The sequence below is a fragment of the Mesorhizobium sp. M2A.F.Ca.ET.067.02.1.1 genome (assembly GCF_004023285.1).
GTDB lineage: Bacteria > Pseudomonadota > Alphaproteobacteria > Rhizobiales > Rhizobiaceae > Mesorhizobium.
In genome coordinates, this window is sequence record NZ_RZSB01000892.1 from 1 (window position 1) to 2,208 (window position 2,208).

Annotated in this window: 3 protein-coding genes and 1 pseudogene; 3 read left to right on the plus strand and 1 reads right to left on the minus strand. The window is 62.1% G+C overall.

The genetic code is table 11. The features are described 5' to 3' along the window. The 3 genes and pseudogenes from EOA28_RS33320 to EOA28_RS33330 form a co-directional block, all read left to right on the plus strand. Positions 1-464: pseudogene (locus tag EOA28_RS33320) on the plus strand (isocitrate lyase); the annotation flags it as partial. 54 nt (positions 465-518) lie between these two features. Next, entirely contained in the window at positions 519-761 is a 243-nt protein-coding gene (locus EOA28_RS33325; RefSeq protein WP_042640947.1) for a hypothetical protein, read from the plus strand. A 289-nt stretch (positions 762-1,050) separates the two neighbouring features. Next, a complete protein-coding gene (locus tag EOA28_RS33330; protein ID WP_189342341.1) occupies positions 1,051-1,434 on the plus strand; it encodes a response regulator in 384 nt (127 codons plus the stop codon). A 12-nt stretch (positions 1,435-1,446) separates the two neighbouring features. On the opposite strand, the gene EOA28_RS33335 is transcribed toward EOA28_RS33330, so the two are convergent. Then, the gene (locus EOA28_RS33335) at positions 1,447-2,145 is read right to left on the minus strand and encodes an HAD family hydrolase (protein WP_128315720.1); all 699 of its coding nucleotides are present in this window, start codon (positions 2,143-2,145) and stop codon (positions 1,447-1,449) included. Between the last annotated feature and the right edge of the window lie 63 nt (positions 2,146-2,208).

The window sequence follows — 2,208 nt, forward strand, 5'->3', positions numbered from 1 at the left end:
ACCTGATCTGGTGCGAGACCTCGAAGCCGGATCTGGCACAGGCCAGGAAGTTCGCCGAAGGCGTGCACAAGCATCATCCGGGCAAGCTGCTCGCCTACAACTGCTCGCCGTCGTTCAACTGGAAGAAGAACCTCGACGACGCAACGATCTCGAAGTTCCAGAGGGAGCTTGGCGCGATGGGCTACAAGTTCCAGTTCATCACGCTGGCCGGCTTCCACCAGCTGAACTTCGGCATGTTCGAGCTGGCGCGCGGCTACAAGGACCGCCAGATGGCGGCCTATTCGGAACTGCAGCAGGCCGAGTTCGCGGCGGAAGCCAACGGCTACACCGCGACCAAGCACCAGCGCGAGGTCGGCACCGGCTATTTCGACGCCGTGTCGATGGCGATCACCGGCGGCCAGTCGTCGACCACCGCCATGCATGAATCGACCGAGCACGCCCAGTTCAGGCCGGCGGCCGAGTAACGGATAACAACCAGAGGAAACGCCCGCAGGGCATCTACATCGAGGAGAAGACCAATGGCATCGATAAGCCGCGTCAAGGAAAGGGCGGAAGAGCAATCGAGCGCGATGAGCGTCGACCAGCAGGCGACGATCCGCATGCTCGCCAACGATCTGCACAGGCTCAACCAGTCGGTCATGAAGGCAGTCGAGGCCGGCGTCTCGGTGGAGCTGGTGCGCTCGGCCAGGCACCATGGCGGCGACGGCAACTGGGGTGACCTGCTGATCCCCGTCATCGTCACCCATCAGAGCCATACTTGACGTAACGTCAACAGTCTCGGCGACAGTCTCCGCGCGTTATACGTTCGGGAGACTGTCGCATTTTTCGATTTGCCTTCGTCGACGGGAGGCACGACTTGCGCTGAATTCCCGATTTTCTTGCTATATTTTGGATCTCGGCCGTTTCAGCTTGACACCGGCCGCGATCTCACTCAATTCTGCCTCAGGTTTCAACCCTGCATTGAACCAGAGTGCCTCTCCGCCGATGTGTCCCGCCGACCGTGCCGACCAGTCCGAAAAACATCCAAGACCGGCAGCCCGCGCCGGCGCCATGGCGGCGGACTTTTCGAAGGTGCTGGTCGTCGGAAAATCATCGATCAACAGGGTCGTGGTGTCGAAAATCGTCGAGAAATCGGGCCTGAAGCCGATCTCGGAATCGCCCGAGGCCGCCGAGAAGACGCTGGCAGCATATGTGCCCGGCGCGGTCATCCTCGACGGTGGCCCCGACAACAAGGATTGCGACCGGCTGATGTCGGCCATCGACGCGCTGCGGCGCGTCTCCGGCAAACCGCTGCCCGCGGTTATCCTGCTCTCAACCAGGAATGGCACATCGGAGAGCCTTGGCCTGTCGAGCATAGTCGATGCGGTCGTTGCCAAGCCGATCACGCCAGAGAGGCTGCAACCGGTGGTCGATCGCCTGACAGGGCGCGGTTAGACTGCAGGACCTTCAACCAACCTTTGCGATAGCCTCGACAAGGCTCGGCAACTCGCCGAGATCGGCAATCTGGCGGAAACGCGGCGCCTCGACAGGCGGCTCGGCATGTTCGACCGCCCAGGTCAATTCGTGCGGCACATGGATGCCCCAACCGCCGGCCTCGATGGCGGGAACCACGTCGGACTTGAGGGAATTGCCAACCATCATGCTGCTCTGCGGACCACGGCCATGGCGGCTGAAGATGCGGGCATAGGTGGCGGCATTCTTGTCGCTGACAATCTCCACCGCGTCGAAGAGGTCACCCATTCCCGACTGCGCAAGCTTGCGCTCCTGATCGAAGAGGTCGCCCTTGGTGATCAGCACCAGATGATAGGAGTCCGCCAGCGCCTCGACGGTCTCGCGCGCATGCGGCAGCGGCTCGATCGGGTGGTTGAGCATCTCGCGGCCGGCAGCCAGGATCTCGCCGATAATCGAACCAGGCACCTCACCACCGGTGATCTCGACCGCCGTCTCGATCATCGACAGGGTAAAACCCTTGATGCCGAAGCCGTAAAGGGCGAGGTTGCGCCTTTCCGCCTCGAGCAGCCTTGCCGCGATATGCTCATGGTCGCCGTGCTCCGCCAGCATTGCGGCAAAGCGCTTCTCGGTCATGCGGAAGAACTGCTCATTCTGCCACAGCGTGTCGTCGGCATCGAAGCCGATCGTGGTCAAATGAGAGGCGGGCCCGGTTTTCTTTACGGCCGGTGGAGCTGCTGTTGCGGCGCGGCGCCAGCC

What these genes read in the sequence shown, in the direction of transcription:
- EOA28_RS33325 (WP_042640947.1), top strand. Translation starts at nt 519, where the DNA reads ATGGCATCGATAAGCCGCGTCAAGGAAAGGGCGGAAGAGCAATCGAGC.
- EOA28_RS33330 (WP_189342341.1), top strand. Translation starts at nt 1,051, where the DNA reads ATGGCGGCGGACTTTTCGAAGGTGCTGGTCGTCGGAAAATCATCGATC.